Below are 15,760 nucleotides of genomic sequence, written 5' to 3' on the forward strand. Positions count from 1 at the left end.
ACCGAATTACCCGCACGAAGAACCCGCCACTGAGCGGGTTTTTTTGTGCCCGGACGCCGCGGAACGGGCGAGAGCGGACGACGCGCTAACCGGTCGAGATAGAGGTGTGTATGTCTGAATACAGTACAGAGGATTTGCTGAGCGATAAGGAGATTCCAGCGGCAGAACCGGAAACACCGGAGACGCCGACGGAACCCACGGGCGAGGAGCCGGAACCCGAAAAGCCGACAGGCGAAGAGCCTGAGAAGCCGGAAGGTGACGACCCGAAAAAAGACGACTCGACGCCGGAGCCGGAAAAGCCCAGTGACCCGCCTGAGGATGAGGAGCCGAAAGACTGGACCTTTAAAGCCGTCAAGGACGAGCGAACCAAGCGGCAGGCCGCAGAGGCGCGCGCCAAAGAACTGGAGGAGAAACTCCAACAGTTCATCGGCGGGCAGCAACAGCAGCCGGAGCAGCCGAAAAAGCCCGATTGGTTCAACGATCCGGAAACGGCGGCCCAGCAGCAACAACAGCAGATGCAGCAAATGCTGTTCGAGCAGCGGGCGCAGATAGGTCAGGAAATCATGCGTGACCAGCATGATGATTTCGACGAGATGGAAACGCGATTTTTCCAAATGCTCGAAGAAAACCCGCAATTGGGTGCCGGCCTGCATTCTGCCGCAAACCCGGCCAAATATGCGTACGAGACAGCCAAGAAGGCGATGGAGGCGGAAGCGTTGAAAGACGTGGACGGCTACAAAGCCAGGCTGCGCGAAGAAGTACGCAAAGAAGAAGAGGCCAAAGTGCGCGCAGAGTACGAAGCCAAGCTCCAAAAGCAGCAGGAGAAAGAGGGCGCAATTTTGCCCAGCCTCTCCGACGCTCCCTCCAGAGGCGGATTGAAATCCGATGACTGGTCAGGACCAACACCCCTCGACGAAATCTTGAAATAAATAGCGCGGCCGATGCGCCGCTAAATCGAGGATTTAATCATGGCTCAGACCATTATCAACGATGCGAATCGCGTCAAACAGTGGGACGACAAAGCCCACATGGAATACATTCGCTCCAACCGCTTCAAGCGGTACATGGGGTCGAATGAAAACGCCATCATCCAGGTCAAAGAAGACCTGACCAAAAAGCGCGGCGATGCGATCACCATCCCTCTGGTGGGCGCTCTGGATGCCAGTGGCGGCCCGAACGATGGCTCATCCAACCTGGTCGGCAACGAAAAGGCTCTACCCAACGACGGCCACCGCGTAACCGTCCGCGTCGTGCGTGACGCGACCGTGGTGAACGTCGAGGAAGAGCAGGCCTCGCCGATCAACATCCGCAACTCCGGCAAGGTCGCCCTCAAGGATTTGCAGATGCGCTACCTGCGCAACGACACCATCACTGCCCTGGGCAGCATCGATGGAGTTGCGTACGGAACGGCCACAGCGGGTCAGCGCAACACTTGGCACGACAACAATGCCGACCGGGTCCTGTACGGCTCTGCGAAGTCCAACTTCGTGGCCGGCGATCATGCCGCATCCCTGGCCAACATCGACAACACCGATGACAAGCTGACCCACGGTGTCGTTTCCTTGGCAAAACGCATCGCCCAGACAGCGCAAACTGTCAACGGTGATGGTATCCGCCCATACAAGTACGGTGAGGACATGGAGTCGTTCGTCATGTTCGTCCCCAGCTTCGCCTTCCGCGATCTGCGTGAAGACATGATCGCCAAAGGCTACTGGCAGGACGCGCTGCGCCGTTCCAAGGAAAATCCGCTGTTCTCCGGTCCTACCTCTATCGAATGGGACGGCGTGATTGTGCGGGAAATCCCCGAAATCGCCACCCTGTCTGGTGTCGGCGCAGGAACCCCGGCCATTGATGTGGCCCCGTGCTATCTGTGCGGCGCGCAGGCACTCGCTGCGGTGTGGGCGATGCGCACCAAGACCACCACCCGGAAAGAGGATGACTACGGCTTCTTCTACGGCGTGGGCTTCCAGGAGCTGCGCGAGGTGTCCAAACTGCAGTATGGCCAGGGCAGCACCGGCGCGGTTGATTGGAGTGTAGTCAGCGTCTTCGCCGCCGGCGTAGCCGACGCATAACCTGTGCACTTCGCAGTAGGAGAGGGGACGGTTACGGCCGCCCCCAAGGCCGGCAGCTCCAGTATTCGCATGGCGCTGTTCGGCCGCCTCTACGATGTGCGAGAGCGCGAGGAGCCAGAGGGATATTGGGTGGCATTTGTCCGTCACCCTTTAGCCCGCCTGGTCTCCTGCTATCAGCACTGGATTGTCGACCGGTTTCACCACCGGATGGCAATCCAAGGATTGACGGAGCGGATGCCGTTTCCCTATTTCGTGGAGGCGGTTTCGGCAATCCCTGATTCCAGGGCTGATATGCACTTCCAAAGCCAGTCCGCAATTATCCGCGGGGAGCCCGACTTTATCGGTAGGGTTGAATCCCTCGCGGAAGACTGGCGCCACGTCCAGAAACACTTCAACGCCCGGCCAATCGGCCGGCACAACTCAACTCAGCATGCCGACTGGCAATCGTTCTACACCCCCGAACTTCGGGCGGTGGCGGTGGAACGATACCGGGAGGATATGGAGCGATTTTATGAAAGTGACCTACACCGGTGAGAGCCGTTCGGTCGAGTTTGACAGCACGATTTTCGTGCAGGGCCAGCCCACCGACTACGACGGCAAATATGCGGAAAAGCTCCGCAAAAATCGGTATTTCTCCGTTGAGGAGTCGGCAAAATCTCTGACCGAGACCGAGACCGAGACCGAGACCGAGACCGAGACCGAGACCGAGACCGAGACCGAGACCACCGGTACGCGTCCGTTCCCGACCGATGACAAAGGCAAGCTCGAGATCTGGGCAAAACGAAATCTCGGCATCGACCTCGACAAGCGAAAAGGCCTGAAAAAGCTAATCGCCGAAGTGGAAGCGGCCCTGGCGGAGAAAGAGAATGGCGGCGACGCCTAAAGACCTTGCCAAACGCATCATGTTGCGGCTCGGAATCCTCCAATCTGGAGAGGAGCCGTCGCACGAGGAGTCGCAGGACATCATCACCGTGATGACCAGTGTCCACGCCTCACTGTTGGATATGGGTCTGATCGACTGGCCTTTATCCAGCATTCCGATGCGCTGTGAGGATGCGTGGATCAACCACATGGCCTGGAAGGTTTCCGGAGATTTCGGAACTACCACGCAAGAGATTGTCGCCCGCGGCGAAGAGGGTTACCGAATGTTGATCGGCCTGTCCGCCCAGCCTGTCGACGAGCGCGATATACCGGTGTGTGACTTCTGATGCGCATCCCAATAGCCACTAGCTCCTCGCAGGGCCGAAGCATTCCGCTCACTGCTGAGCGCCTGGTCAACATGTATGCCGAGAAAGCGCCGGCTGGGTCGAAATCGCCGGTGGTGGTTCTTGGTTGCCCGGGCCTGACACGGTTTGCCGACATCGACGTGCGCCGAACTCGAGGCCTGTACCGGACGCCGGCAGATGGACGACTATATGCCGTAGTCCGCAACACCTTGTATTTTATCGACGCTGACGGAAATTCCACGGCGTTGGGCACAATCGCTGGCTCTGGCCGCGTAGGGATGGCAGATAATGGCCTCCAGCTGTGCATCGTGACTGGCGCCACCGGTTACACTTATTCAGTATCTGACGGCCTGCAGGAAATCACTGACGACGGGTTTCCGGGTGCCGATACGGTGACTTTTCTCGACGGCTATTTCATATTCAACAATTCCACGGCAGGAAATCGCGGCCAGTTTTTCATTTCCGATTTACTGAATGGCCAAGTTTACGACGCGACCGATTTCGCCACCGCCGAGAGTTATCCGGATAACCTGCTACGGGTATTCGCCGATCACTCCCAGCTGCTGCTGTTCGGCTCCGAGACAATCGAAATTTGGTTCAACGGCGGCGCGGCTGATTTCCCATTTGTCCGCGCTCAGGGCTCGGTTATCGAGCAAGGGTTGGGCGCACGATGGTCCGTCGCGAAACTGGACGAAACCGTGGTCTGGCTGGATAACGAGGGCATTGTCCGACGCCTGGAGGGCAGCACACCCGTTCGCATCTCCACCCACGCCATTGAGTTCGACATTTCCCGTGGTGACTGGGGAAACGCCTCCGCCTGGTCCTATGTGGAGGAGGGCCACCAATTCTACGTCCTGACCGTTCCCGCTCGTGACCTGGCAACGCAGCAGGCCGGCACCTACGTCTACGACGCTGCCACCCAGCTCTGGCACGAACGCAAATCCTACCGTCAGGACTATTCCCGCTCCGGCTTCTACGCCCGCGCTTACGGCAAGCACATTACTGCGGATATAGACCGCGGCCGGCTGTACGAGCAGAGCCTCGACGTTTACGAAGAGGACGGCGAGCACCTGATTGCAGAAATGCAGTTCCCGCAAATACAAAATGACGGCAACCGATTCATTGTCCGCAAATTCCAAGTTGATTGCGAAGTCGGAATAGGACAAGGTTTCCAGGCTCCAGTTGCGGAAGAAACAAGTTTAATTGGCCTAATTGAAAGCAATGGAGACACAATAAGCACATACAAATTAGATGGTGGCTCAATATCTCTTGTGTCTGGCCCCACATCATTAGGATTTAACGCCAATATTTTGCGAATTGATACGCTAAGGGGGAGAGCTATACCTCTAACCGAGAGGAATATAGCACTTCACCAAGCAACTAGGATAAGAAATTGGACTTATAATTTAAATACAGGCTGGGAGCAAGCAAGTCCTGGGTCTCTCACTGGAATTGGTGGGAGTCCCAGCGGGATGGCTGTATGCGCTCTAACCGATAATTTGATTGTTTATGTTGATAACTCTGACAATCTTCTAAGAGCGATGGAGACAGACGGAGCAACATGGTCTCAAAAGGGTAATAGCCTTTTTTACTTGGGGGGGGCGAATGCAGATGTATATTTTTCTAGATATTCATCAAATAAATTTATAACGAATGAATTTGTTTTGGGTGGAGATACTCAGCTTGCCTTGTATATGGTTAATTTTGATGGCCAAGATTTTTCACAGGTAGGGAACACGTTCGATGACGGAAACACTAATATTCCTATATATATGGGCAATAATAGGGTAGCCATATTTGGGATTGAAAGCCGGACAGTGAAATGTTTAACTTGGGATGGGTCTAATTTTTCTCAGATAGGAAATACATTAGGATTTCCGTTAGGAACTTCCTTTGAATCTGGATGCGCACTATCTGATAGGCTTATTGTCGCTTTAGATGATGGCAATAGTAGGCTGCTAGCGCTTGACTTTGATGGTGAGAATTGGTCGATTAAGGCTCAATTATCTGGTGTTTCTTCTGGAAATTATTTGTGCGCAATTGGCCAGTACGAAGAGTCCGATCTCGCTGTTAATAATTCTGGAGTGGACCCTCAAGTTATATTGGATGTGTCAGGGAATACAAGAATATTCGACATGACCCAAAACTGGCGCAGCATGGGCAAAAAGGGCGAGTACAATAAACGGGTCATCTGGCGCCGGCTCGGACAGCACCGCTCATTCACCCCACGCATTGCCATCTCCGCTCCGGTCAAACGGGCTGTTATTGCTGCCTACGCCGACATTGAGCCCAGCAACTCATGACCGACCGCAATCTGTTTTTTAACGGGATCTGGTGGCGCCAGCACCTGAAAAACGAGCAAGCCGTTCGTTTTCTCGAGGAACTGTGGCGGCGCGCCGGCGGTGGCCCAGTGCCAGACCAAAATCTGAATCAGGTCGTCAACGAAATTACCCAGATTGATCAGTCAACGACCGAACAGGGCGCCAGCCTGCACCAGGCGAGACGGATTGCCGAGCAGATGGCGGCAGAGATTGAGAGCGACTCAGTTACTGCCGCTAATATAAAGCGCCTCTCCGGCGCTCTGGAGCACCTTTCTGACGAACTCAACACCGAGCGCGCAGCAATACTCTCCGAGCTCAAAAAACTGAAACACAGAATCAGCCAGCTGGAGGACACCCAGTGAGTACGAATACATTCCCTGTGCTATTTGATACGCAGATGCTGGGAGCCACGTTATCAACGCCGTATACCGTCTCTGGCGGACCGTCCGGGCAGTCTCTGCAAAATCTACAGCTGAAATTTACCAACGTCACGTCAGCAACCCGGACAATAACTGCGCATGCCGTGCCATCTGGAGGTAGCGCATCTGCAAATAATGCAATCGCTGTAGACATGTCCGTACCACCAAACGATTACATCATCATCCCGGTGCCACGCCTCGCCAACGGCGGATCCATTCAGGCACTGGCCGATCAGGCATCATCCGTCAACGTCGCGCCAATCGGCGGCAAGCTGCACACACCGTAAGGGGGGGGGGAATCATGGGATTCGTAACTAACCTGTTCGGCGCCGATGAAGCCAAGCGCGCAGCCGATGCGCAGCGCCAGGGCTACCAGCAGGCCGGGCAGACTATCCAGGCCGGCGGTGACTCTGCGCTCGATAGATACGCTCCATACGCCCAGACTGGGCAAACTGCCAACAGGATGATTCAGGATGTGATGGATGGGGACTTCTCATCGTTCTACGAATCGCCCGACTACCAGTTCCGTCTGGAGCAGGGCGAGCAGGCCCTGGAGCGCGGCGCGGCTGCCCGGGGTATGAACCTGTCCGGAGCCACGCTGAAAGACCTCAACCGTTTCGGTCAGGGCCTCGCAAGTACCGAGTACGGCAACTGGTACAACCGGCTGGTCGGCCAGCAGGGCCTCGGCGCCAATGTCGCCGGCGCGCAGGCGGGAATCGACCAGGACACGGCCTCCGGTGTGGCCAATACCCAGATCGGTGCCGCTGGTGCCCGGGCCTCCGGCTACATGGCCGACGCAAACATCAAAAACTCGCTGATGAGCGGCATCACAAATGCGGTTACAGGTTACGGGGCGTCGTGGCTCCCGCAGCCATCCTGAGGCAGGTAATATAAATGGTTGATATTTCAAACTATGTCGCGCAGTTCGGGCGTGGATCAGGAGCCGGAATTGCCAGCTCTGTAGATCGTGGATTGGAGCGGGGTTACCGCAACCGGATGGTTGAGCAGGAGCGCCAGGATGTTATGCAGGATCGCAATCGAATGGCGCAGGCGCAGCAGGTCGAGGAGCAGAGGCAATTCCTGCGTGAGGGCGTCGAGGCGCTGCAATCAGTTCCTGAGACCGCTCAGCCGCAGGTCTACGCCGGCTGGTACAGCGAGGCCCAGCGCCGCGGCTACGACCTGGAGGGCGAGCCCACGCCGGACCAGTACAGCCCGCAGGTGCTGCAGAGGCTTCGGGGAGTGGCTGGGGTGGCGGCGCCGGGGACGCAAGAGCAAGGCGGCCCACGATTCGGCACCATCAACCCGCGCGACTACACAGCGGAGTCCCTGGCCCAGTACCAGCAGAGCGGCGACTTCCGGGACCTGCAGCGCTATGAGTCTCAGCGTAGCGTTGATATTGGCGGCGTCCCCCATCGGTTTGATCCGGCCAGTGGCGGGTGGTACCCGGCTGAGGTGACTCAGGTCGGCGGGGCTCCCGGTGGGGCCCCTGGCGGCGCGCCTCAAGCGGGTGCAGATGGCGGCCGCAGGCAAATCACTGCTGAGGATGTGGCTCAAAATGAGGCAGAAAGAGCTGGGGCGGTCACAAGGGCACAACAAGAGGCCAGAAAGCAAGCTGAACTAGAAAACCCGAAAGCCGTTCAAATGCGGGAAACCGGGGCGCGATTGGTCCGAGAGCTGCTGAGCCCGGAGATGATCGAGAGCACCAAAAAGCTGTTTGGCCCCCTCCAGGGGACTAACTTTGCGCGCGGCATGACATTCGACCCCGATGTGCTCAATGCGAAAGCCAAGCTGAAGCAGCTGCAGGATATTGCGACCGCTGAAAACATGGGGATCATGTCCGGCGTGCTGTCTGAAAGCGACCTTAAGGTGATTGGCAATATTGCCGGCGGCGGCCTTGTAGGCAGGCAGAGCGACGAGCAGGCCATCGCCAACCTGGAGCAGCTGGGGCAGGCGTTTGGCGGCGGACCGTCGCAATCTGGATCTGAGCAACGCCAAGCTGATGCACAGGAGTATCCGGATGGAACCGTAATTCGCAATCCACAGACGGGCGAACGCCTGATCATGCGCGGTGGCCAATGGGCACCGGCGGGGGATCAATAATGCCACTACCCGAAGGGTTTGAAATAGAATCGCAGCCGCAACGGCAGCAAGCACAGCCATCAGGTGGGATCCCTGCCGGATTTGAGGTTGAGCAGATGCCGGCCCAGGCCCGGCAGCAAGAGGAAGAGCCAGGGCTTATGGATGTCCAGAAGCAGCTAACTGGCAGCATGGTCGAGCCTATATTAACCCTAGGCTCCGCTGCTGTTGGTGAGGTGGCCGGCGGCCTCGCTGGCCTTTATGAGCTTGCAGCTACACGAGATCCGGATGCCGCCGAAGCTTTGAGACAAAGGGTGTCTGGAGCTTTGGCCTATGAGCCCAAGACCGCCGGGGGTCAAATAGCCTCACAGGTGCTCACTGCCCCCTCAGCCGCGCCTGCCGCAGCCATGGAAAAGGCCACAGAGCTGTCCGGAGAGGCCGGCTATAGAGCTGGAGGCCCTGAGGTGGGGGCTGTGGCCTCCACGTTCCCCACCATTGCATCCATGGTTTATGGAGGCGTACAGGGCCGCGCCATGCGGCCACGGACTGACCCCGGCAGGCAGGAGGTCGGGGGATTGCCCGCGATCCGCGACGCTGATGCGCCGATAGACGCCACACCTACCGCTCAGGGTGTAGGTGTGACCCCGCCAGCACGGCCATCTGCTGCTGACTTATCTCCACAAAAACAGGAGATTGCTCGAAATATTGAGCAAGGCTCAACAGATGCGAGCGTGGCACCGTACCGCCTGGACCGATGGCAAGGCGTGGCCGGTGATCCAGTGGCGAAAAAGGCCATTAATCAGGGGTTCGATGAATCTGTAATTTCCGCCGTCAAGGCAGCCACCCCGGAAGATCGCCAAAAGATGATGCGGATGTTGGCAATACGTCAGCGGGGCCATAAAAACGCCCGCTATGCGATGGACAACCGCGCTTCCGATGTGGCCGGTGATTCGCTCATGCGGCGCGTTCGCCATGTAAAGCGCACCAATGAAGGTGCCGGCAAGAGACTGGACTCTGTGGCTAAAACTCTCAAAGGTCAGCAGGTGAATTACAACGGCCCTATAGGTGATTTCCTATCTAGCCTGCGCGATATGGGCGTAACCATGGACGATCGCCTGAGGCCGGCTTTCAAAGGGTCGGATATTGAGGGGGTCGAAGGCGCAGAAAGGGTGGTCAAGCGAATAATTGCCCGGATGCGAGACACGAAAACGCCGGATGCATACGACCTGCACCGACTAAAACGCTACATCGACGAGCAGGTTACCTATGGGAAGAGCGCCGACGGGTTGGGAGGAAAAACAGAGCGAGTCCTCAAAAAGCTGCGCCGAGATTTGGACAGCACGCTGGATAGCCAGTTCGAGGAATACAACCGCGTCAACACCCAGTATTCGGACACTGTCAACGCCATCGACGCGCTCCAGGATGCGGCCGGTACCAAGGTGAATCTTTACGGGGAGAATGCCGACAAGGCTATCGGCACCGTCCTGCGCCGGCTGATGAGCAATACCCAATCCCGCGTCAACCTGATCGATGCAATTGATGAGCTGGAGACTGTAGGCCGGAAATATGGCGGCAGGTTCACCGACGACTTGAAAGCACAGATGCTGTTTGCCGACGAGCTGGATAAGCGTTTCGGCCCGACTGCTCGTACTTCCTTGGCGGGAGAGGTTGAAAAGGGAACAAAGCGAGCCGCCGAACTTGCCACCGGGCAAAGAACGGTTACCGGCGCTGCGGCAGAAGCTGCGGCTGAGGCTTTGGCGAAGGCCCGGGGGGTTAACGATGACGCCGCGTTTCGGTCAATGAGGGAGTTGCTAAAACAACAACTTTAAAAGAAACCGTTCAGACGATAGTAAGCAACACCGATAACGCGGCCTATAAATCCTGAAATAAATCCGATGACACACATTCCCAAGGCCGCCAATATTTGAAAATGGACGGCATAGGCCAGCATGGTCAGGAAGCAGGCGGCAGCACCCAAGTAGAAGGCGATTATCCAAAACCAAGGACGCATGGCGAGATAAATGGCCAATGCCAGGAAAATAGCCCCAAAAAAACATAAGGCCGCCATCTCGGCGCCATATTCATCATGTATCGTATAGACGGCTAACGCGGATATCAAAACTATCGGGATGATCAATCCCCAGTCGATCCTATCGAAAAACGAGCGCTGTTTGGCTGGCACGTATCGCTCCACACGGCAAAAGAACCATTATCTGGGGCAATTACAGTGTGGAGCAAGGTGGACAGGTATACAGGTCAGTGCCGCGGCCCGAACCAGGTGTTGAGCCCGCGCATCAGCGCATTATCCGCCAGGTCGCGCATCTCGTGCATGATGCTGCTGCCGGTGCGGGCCAGCAGGTACAGGGCTTTGTACTCCTGCGCCGCGCCTGAAATGTCGTGCCCGTTCGCCGCCAGCTCGTTGAGCAATTTCTCGCACGGCCGGCCATAGCCCGGGTCGAGTACGGCCTCATGCGTCAGCCACGCCTGCTGTGGTAGCGGCATGGTCCGGGGCTTTGCGGTCTCGATGGGGTAGTGGTACAGGGTCGGCGGGGCCGGTTCGTAGTCGCCCTCGATCGACTCCACGCCCATTAGAAACGCCTTGGCCGATCCGAACCGCTCCGCCGGGATGTCCTTGTAGGTGCCGACCTGAAAGTGGTCCTTCAATCCTCGGTACAGGCTGGCGTAGGTGTTGCCGGGGCGCTGGGCCAGGCGGGAGACAATCTGCTGAATCTCGCGCTGCTGGGCTGGAGTGAGGCCCTGAATAGGCCCTCCATAAAGCTGAGCGGCCATTTCGTTGAAGGCCGCGATATAGGCCTCTTTGACCTGGGCGGCCTTGTGGCCAGTGAAGCCCATGACCAGGAAGACAAAGCCGTCTTTGGTCATCTCGAAGGCCGGTTTCTGACGGCCGCGGCCATCGGTGTATTCAATGCCCTCAAAATTGAGTTCATTGAATTTTTGAGAGCAATCAATGGTTTGCAGCTTGCGTATCACGTTGTCATGGCGCTTGCCGAAGGCTTCGGCAACCTTGAGGGAGGTGGTGCGCACTTGATTGTCATGCAGGACGATAGCGTCAGTGGGGATAAGGGGTTGAGCGGTCATGGAGACCTCCTATGTGCATCTTTTGAGGGATGTTGCCCAATTAGGGCGCCGGGAGGCTCAAAACCCCACATAGAGGGCGGACGGTATTACCCGGAGGCTATTTCCGTCCCCTCCCGACATAAAAAGATGCACCCCGAGGCAAATCGCAGGCACAAAAAAACCGCTGGCTGTCGGGCGCGGTTACCGCTATGTGAAGAGTTTTGAGGCTCCAGGAAGAATCATAGCCGCCCCCGTCTATGGGTGCAACTGGACAGATAGACAGCAGAAAAAGTAGACATGCCAAAAAACAAAGGCCCCGTCAGTTGCAGCTGGCGGGGCCTTTTTATTTCACCCCTTGAGATAGACAAGGAGCATAAATGGATTATAGCAGCTGGCTGCTTGCAGCCAAAGAGATTAGGAGGCTGGTGATGAACATCCCAATCCTTCGGTATTGGGCGCTCTGCATCCCAATTCTTGTTTTTGCGTTCATATGGAAGGCGCCAGATTTCATGGACGCCGCGGCAAAGCTCTGGCCTCCAGCTCAAACCACAGCACCCCCGCAGACCACTACCGACAGTAACTAAGCCCCGCCACTGAGCGGGGCTTTTTGTTTCAGGAGGCACAATTGTGACCGCAGTAATATTCCATGAGCCAGTATTTGCCACGATTGTGGAGTCTGGTGACCAGCTCTATTTCTATGAGGTGGGCACCACCACCGACCTGACTGTCTACCTCGACGCAGGCCTATCCACTCCCGCACCGCAGCCCATCGTAGCTGACGCTGCTGGCCGGTTCCCGCCGATCTATATCGACTCCACCGGCAACCCGCCGAAGGTGGTTCTCGACGACGCCAACGACGTTCAGAGGTGGACCACGAACGAGTACCCCATCGAGGATAGCGCGGGTCTTTCCCAGAGCGTTGCGCAGCTCCAGCTCGATGTTGAGGCCGTAGAGGGAGACCTACTGACCGCTGAGAGTGATATTGACCAGCTGCAGACTGATGTTTCGGACCATGAGTCACGCATTACGGCGCTAGAGGGCCAGGAGGTCGATTTAGGAAATATCGGGCTCGGGGCAAAAATCACCCGCGGTGCTACTCAGCCCGCCCCCAGCGGAGATACCACTGTTGTATTCACAGCCACTGATTTCGACGATGCTGACATCGTTGTATCAAATGAAATTGTCATACCCGCTGGAGTGACCCGAGTATCTATAACGGGGGGGTGTAAATTGACAGTCAACCAGGAGGGTAGCTATCAATTGCGATTGCTGCGCGACGGCAGCCATCCGGCGACGTATCCGGCTGACGGTAATTACGTGACGGATATAGGCGGCAGCGCCCCGCTGGCATTCAACATTTCCTCCGGCGAAATTTCGGTTTCAGAGGGGCAGACGTTCCAGCTGGAACTGGTCAATGGATCGGGACAGTCCGCGACTATCGGCGGCGGCGCCTTTATGAGCGCGACAATTTTACGGTGACCAGATGCCGATCGTAGAGTTTCAGCCAGACCTGATACTAAATTCTGTTCTCGCGCCCCGCTGGCGGCTGGAGTTTGTAGATTCGGACACCATGTCCCGGGCGCCCGTTTTCTCTGATGCTGGCGCAACGATAGAGCATGCCCAGCCGGTTACCCTGGACAGGATGGGGCAGCTTCCTGCGATATTTGTTGATGATACGGTCAGCTATCAGGTTTCTGCCTACAACGAGTTTGGGGTGTTTCGATACCAGCAAACATTCCCGGGCCCCGGGGTGGCGATACGGTTTGATGATCTGGCCGACACGCCAGATAGCAAGACTGGCGAGGATGGGCGGTTCCCGACTGTGGATGAATCCAGCGATCGGCTGGTTTACCGAGCGCCACCGTCAGAGTTCACCGGAGACTGGTTCTACGCCGCAGATACCACGATGGTTGATCCGGGGCTTGGATTCGTTCGCACGGACGACGCTCCAGTGTCGGCCACCAGCATGGCTATCAGCGTATCCGGTTCAACTGGGAACGATTTCACGGCTCTATTTCAGACATTGCGGGCTGGCGACATTCTTTACGCTCAGACCTCCAGCGGTGCCAATTGGGCTCGGTTTGAAATCACCGGTACGCCGACAGATAACACCACCTGGTTCCTGATTCCCATCAATCGGGTGGATGGGTCTGGAACGGTCAATACCGGCGACAACATCATTATCCGGTTCAGTTACGGAGTGTCAGCCACATCGCTGGTCCCCACTGTTCAGCCTATTAAGAGCTCGAGCTTCACGATCCCCGCACCTGACAACACCAGCCGCACAATAATCGTCCCGACTGATTCCAGCTCCGGAGCATTCACGCTCACCCCGGATTCCGCCGGATGGCAGCCAGGAGACAGCCTGATTGTTGTCGATAGCCCGGGCACATCGTGGGCGGTTAATGCCGTATCCCTGGATATACAGGGCGGGGGGCACAACTACCACGAGGACGGTGCTACCACTATTTCTCTCACTGGCGGGGGCATCAAACGGTATGTCTACGTCAATTCAACCACGGGATTTGCCGATGGAATCCCACCATAGGAAAACAGCCATGAAAACAGTAACTGCCACCCTGTTAGCGATCATTCTTTCCGCGTTCTGCAGTGTCGCCACCGCGGCAGAATTCAACGTCCCGAAACAGCTTCACGCCGGGTTCCAGGCGCACCGCGTTAGCTACTCAATCAAAATGTCCAAGGTGGTTACTCTGGGGCTTCAGGAGGTCACCGGTACTGCCCGTCTCTATGTCGGCAGCAGCCCTACAACCCTGGAGCAGGTGGCAGAAATAGGGTTTGACTACGATCTCGCCCTGGGCGTCTCTGTTGGTCAAGAAATCGGCGTCACACAGCAGCTGTACTGGGAGAAAATAAACCCTCAGTGGTATGTGCTGGTAGAGACGGATGGCAACGCAGATTTTGAGATGGTGTGGCAGCTAGAGCAGGCGTACTAACGGATTCAAAATTATCCAAACAGTGCCCCTGCCATTATCCAGAGCAGCAAACCCAAAAACATAACGGCGATAGTGCCCATTCCGGCCAGAATGAGCCAATCCGGTATGATGCCGGGCTCCTCTATAGTTCTTCCGCCTGGGCCCGGCTTGAGTCGGCCGAAAAGCCATGATTTGATCATATTTTGACCTCCTTTCAGGGTATGATCTCACGTCGCGGCTATTCGGTCACGGGTGAAGCTTGGTGATTGTCGTTTTCACATTTAGAATCAATAACTTGGGTTAGTGTTCCAGCTAGACTGGGGGTGTGGTGGTCGTCGGTTCAAATCCGGCCGCTCCGACCATACAATCGTTGTAAATCAACGGCTTAGAAGCCCGCCAATTGAGCGGGCTTTTTTGTGTCTGGAATTTAAGTCCAGAGCTCAGATCTGCTATTGCCGTCTTTTGTAAGTGTGCGATCCTCTAGTGGTTATCTGCAAGTCATCTAAGATTCGCTCCCTCATTGTCGTCGAAAGCATTGCAAGTACCCTGGAAGTTAGGATATTTTCCTAATGGAGAATTCGCTCACCCGGGTTTTGAGATCTCGGTCAAAAAAGATAAGAAGAAAGGAATCGCAAGTGTTTTTGTCTGAATCCAGTTTGGATGATCTGCTCCAAACGGTATTTACAAGGCTTTTTTCAAAAGGTCGCTCTGTTAGCTCAACTCGCGGGAAGTCTACAGAGCTAATTGGCGTACTTCTCGAGCTTAAAAACCCACTTTCCAGGCTAAGTCGATCGGAAACTAAGGGAAAGCTCTTTAGCGCTTTAGGTGAGCTGCTGTGGTATCTCTCGGGCTCAAACGAAGTGGACTTTATTGAGTACTACCTTCCACGTTACGGTGAGAATTCCGATGATGGCAAGACTATTTACGGCGGTTATGGCCCCAGGATCTTTCGGCATCGAGGACATTACGATCAACTAGCAAATGTGATTGAGCTTCTTGAAAGGAAGAGCTCAACTAGGAGAGCGGTGATCCAGCTTTTCGATGGTGAAGATCTTTTCGAACATCATACAGATATTCCTTGCACCTGCACGTTACAGTTTTTCGTTCGTCAAGAAATGCTGCATCTGCATGTAAACATGCGGTCAAACGATGCATTTAGAGGGTTGCCACACGATATTTTTGCATTCACATTTTTACAGGAGATAGTCGCAAGAACACTAAAAGTAAAGGTGGGAACTTATAAGCACTCAGTTGGAAGTTTGCATTTGTACGATGTAGAGGAAACAAAGGCGGTTAGTTTTATTGACGAAGGCTTCCAGTCAAACATACCAATGCCGCCTATGCCTACTGGCGATCCTTGGCCAAGTATAGAGGTTTTACTTAACGTGGAAGGGAGAATCCGGAGGGGCGAAAAAATTGATATAGAGAAAATTGATGTCGGAAGTTATTGGAAGGATTTGATTATACTTCTGCTTATTTTTAGGGAGTCCAAAACAGCGGGTGGGGCTCAGGTAGTTTCCTATTTAAAGAGTAAGCTTTCGTCGGAAATATATGTTCCGTATATAGCAATGCGGGAGAGAGTTTTGAAAGAGGTGACGAAGCAAAGAGAGCTTTTCGAGAAGGAAGGAGCCTGAT

Annotated in this window: 17 protein-coding genes; 15 read left to right on the forward strand and 2 right to left on the reverse strand. The window is 55.7% G+C overall.

Features of this window, described 5'->3' with window-relative positions:
* Positions 1–110 precede the first annotated feature (110 nt).
* The 11 genes from LPW13_RS05920 to LPW13_RS05965 all read left to right on the forward strand — a co-directional run bounded on the left by LPW13_RS05920 (position 111) and on the right by LPW13_RS05965 (position 9,943).
* The gene (locus tag LPW13_RS05920; protein ID WP_230438507.1) at positions 111–929 is read left to right on the forward strand and encodes a hypothetical protein; all 819 of its coding nucleotides are present in this window, start codon (positions 111–113) and stop codon (positions 927–929) included.
* A gap of 39 nt (positions 930–968) precedes the next feature.
* Positions 969–2,072, forward strand: coding sequence for a phage capsid family protein (locus LPW13_RS05925; RefSeq protein ID WP_230438508.1), 1,104 nt, complete (start codon positions 969–971; stop codon positions 2,070–2,072).
* Positions 2,073–2,075: 3 nt separating this feature from the next.
* Complete coding sequence (locus tag LPW13_RS05930; protein WP_230438509.1) at positions 2,076–2,606, forward strand: sulfotransferase family 2 domain-containing protein; 531 nt, start codon at positions 2,076–2,078, stop codon at positions 2,604–2,606.
* On the forward strand, positions 2,584–2,955 hold the full coding sequence (locus tag LPW13_RS05935) for a hypothetical protein (RefSeq protein WP_230438510.1): 372 nt from the start codon (positions 2,584–2,586) through the stop codon (positions 2,953–2,955). Before LPW13_RS05930 ends, LPW13_RS05935 begins: the two co-directional genes overlap by 23 nt.
* Positions 2,939–3,280 (forward strand): hypothetical protein, encoded by a 342-nt coding sequence (locus tag LPW13_RS05940; protein WP_230438511.1) that lies wholly within the window; start codon positions 2,939–2,941, stop codon positions 3,278–3,280. Before LPW13_RS05935 ends, LPW13_RS05940 begins: the two co-directional genes overlap by 17 nt.
* On the forward strand, positions 3,280–5,601 hold the full coding sequence (locus LPW13_RS05945; protein ID WP_230438512.1) for a packaged DNA stabilization protein: 2,322 nt from the start codon (positions 3,280–3,282) through the stop codon (positions 5,599–5,601). The genes LPW13_RS05940 and LPW13_RS05945 overlap by 1 nt, the downstream gene beginning before the upstream one ends.
* Positions 5,598–5,981 carry a hypothetical protein gene (locus tag LPW13_RS05950; RefSeq protein ID WP_230438513.1) on the forward strand — a complete coding sequence of 128 codons (384 nt, stop codon included), beginning with the start codon at positions 5,598–5,600 and terminating at the stop codon, positions 5,979–5,981. Before LPW13_RS05945 ends, LPW13_RS05950 begins: the two co-directional genes overlap by 4 nt.
* A gap of 209 nt (positions 5,982–6,190) precedes the next feature.
* On the forward strand, positions 6,191–6,325 hold the full coding sequence (locus LPW13_RS18155) for a hypothetical protein (protein WP_268932678.1): 135 nt from the start codon (positions 6,191–6,193) through the stop codon (positions 6,323–6,325).
* Positions 6,326–6,339: 14 nt separating this feature from the next.
* Positions 6,340–6,918 (forward strand): hypothetical protein, encoded by a 579-nt coding sequence (locus LPW13_RS05955; protein WP_230438514.1) that lies wholly within the window; start codon positions 6,340–6,342, stop codon positions 6,916–6,918.
* Between the two features lie 14 nt (positions 6,919–6,932).
* Positions 6,933–8,138: a hypothetical protein gene (locus LPW13_RS05960; RefSeq protein WP_230438515.1), complete on the forward strand. Its 1,206-nt coding sequence runs from the start codon at positions 6,933–6,935 to the stop codon at positions 8,136–8,138.
* The gene (locus tag LPW13_RS05965) at positions 8,138–9,943 is read left to right on the forward strand and encodes a hypothetical protein (RefSeq protein ID WP_230438516.1); all 1,806 of its coding nucleotides are present in this window, start codon (positions 8,138–8,140) and stop codon (positions 9,941–9,943) included. Before LPW13_RS05960 ends, LPW13_RS05965 begins: the two co-directional genes overlap by 1 nt.
* On the opposite strand, the gene LPW13_RS05970 is transcribed toward LPW13_RS05965, so the two are convergent.
* Both LPW13_RS05970 and LPW13_RS05975 read right to left on the reverse strand, forming a co-directional pair.
* On the reverse strand, positions 9,940–10,296 hold the full coding sequence (locus LPW13_RS05970; protein WP_230438517.1) for a hypothetical protein: 357 nt from the start codon (positions 10,294–10,296) through the stop codon (positions 9,940–9,942). The two genes, LPW13_RS05965 and LPW13_RS05970, sit on opposite strands and share 4 nt — an antisense overlap.
* A gap of 74 nt (positions 10,297–10,370) precedes the next feature.
* Positions 10,371–11,213, reverse strand: a complete 843-nt coding sequence (locus LPW13_RS05975) for a Rha family transcriptional regulator (RefSeq protein WP_230438518.1) — start codon at positions 11,211–11,213, stop codon at positions 10,371–10,373.
* A gap of 606 nt (positions 11,214–11,819) precedes the next feature.
* On the opposite strand from LPW13_RS05975, the gene LPW13_RS05980 reads away from it, so the two are divergent.
* From LPW13_RS05980 to LPW13_RS05995, 4 genes are all read left to right on the forward strand, one after another.
* A complete protein-coding gene (locus tag LPW13_RS05980; protein ID WP_230438519.1) occupies positions 11,820–12,671 on the forward strand; it encodes a hypothetical protein in 852 nt (283 codons plus the stop codon).
* 4 nt (positions 12,672–12,675) lie between these two features.
* The gene (locus LPW13_RS05985; RefSeq protein WP_230438520.1) at positions 12,676–13,740 is read left to right on the forward strand and encodes a hypothetical protein; all 1,065 of its coding nucleotides are present in this window, start codon (positions 12,676–12,678) and stop codon (positions 13,738–13,740) included.
* A gap of 10 nt (positions 13,741–13,750) precedes the next feature.
* The gene (locus LPW13_RS05990; protein ID WP_230438521.1) at positions 13,751–14,146 is read left to right on the forward strand and encodes a hypothetical protein; all 396 of its coding nucleotides are present in this window, start codon (positions 13,751–13,753) and stop codon (positions 14,144–14,146) included.
* Between the two features lie 620 nt (positions 14,147–14,766).
* Positions 14,767–15,759, forward strand: coding sequence for a thymidylate synthase (locus tag LPW13_RS05995; protein WP_230438522.1), 993 nt, complete (start codon positions 14,767–14,769; stop codon positions 15,757–15,759).
* Position 15,760 lies beyond the last annotated feature (1 nt).

Source organism: Microbulbifer celer (genome assembly GCF_020991125.1).
Lineage (GTDB): Bacteria > Pseudomonadota > Gammaproteobacteria > Pseudomonadales > Cellvibrionaceae > Microbulbifer > Microbulbifer celer.